An 851-nucleotide genomic window follows, 5' to 3' on the forward strand; every position below is an offset into this window, starting at 1 on the left:
GGTTCAGCGCGGCGAGGGCGATGCATCAGGGCGCGGACGGTGTCTGGGTGGGCACGCGGCTCGTCGCGTCGGTGGAGGCGTACGCGCACCCGCTCTACAAGCAGCGGGTGGTGGAAGGGGACGCGGGGGACACGACCCTGACGACGCTGTTCGGTCCTGAGTGGCCGGGCAAGCGCATCCGGGTGATCCGCAACCGGGTGGTGCGCGAGTGGGCGGGCCGTGAGTCGCGCGTGCCGCCGCCCGGGCCGGTGCCGGAGACCATCGGGACGACGCGGCTGTTTCCCGGCGTGCTGGACGTGCAGTACGTGATGCCGAAATTCAGCTCGTTCCTGCCCACGCCCGACACGCAGGGGGACCTGGAGGAGATGAGCCTTCCGGCGGGAGGCGCGAGCATGTCGCGCATCGACACGGTGCAGCCCGCCGGGCAGATCGTCGTGGAGATGATGGAGCGGGCCCGCCGGCTCCTGGAGTCTCCCGAGGGGCTGGATGAGGAGGACGAGGACGACCGGGGTTAGCGCGGCGAAGGGAGCAGCTTGTCGAGGCGAGCCTCCCACGCGCTGAGTGTCTCCTCGACGTACGCTCGCTCCTGCGTCGTGGTCGCCTTGGCGGCGGATTTCTTGATCATCACCAGCCCTGCCTTCAGGTCCGCAGGAGGCTCGTTCTTCCCACTTCGCCTGTACATCTCCTTGGAGCGCGACTGGATGCGCAGCATCAGCCGTGTCTGCTCCACTGCGCCCTTGGAGGGGGGCTTGGGGCCGGAGGGCGCTGGACTGGTGGCGCCTGGGAGCGGCTTCACGACCGGTTCGCCCTTCCCTGGGAGCGGCGGCTGCGGCGGGGGTTGCACAACGTCC

General features: G+C 70.0%; 1 protein-coding gene and 1 pseudogene. One reads left to right on the plus strand and one right to left on the minus strand.

Going from position 1 to position 851, the window contains the following annotated elements; translation table 11 throughout:
- Positions 1 to 515, plus strand: a 515-nt coding sequence (locus D7V88_RS41880) for an NAD(P)H-dependent flavin oxidoreductase (RefSeq protein ID WP_208726777.1), incomplete at its 5' end; no start/stop codon positions are given.
- Here the strand turns inward: D7V88_RS41880 and D7V88_RS41885 are convergent.
- Positions 512 to 851: pseudogene (locus D7V88_RS41885) on the minus strand (hypothetical protein); the annotation flags it as partial. The gene D7V88_RS41880 and the pseudogene D7V88_RS41885 overlap by 4 nt on opposite strands.

The sequence above is a fragment of the Corallococcus terminator genome, from assembly GCF_003611635.1.
Lineage (GTDB): Bacteria > Myxococcota > Myxococcia > Myxococcales > Myxococcaceae > Corallococcus > Corallococcus terminator.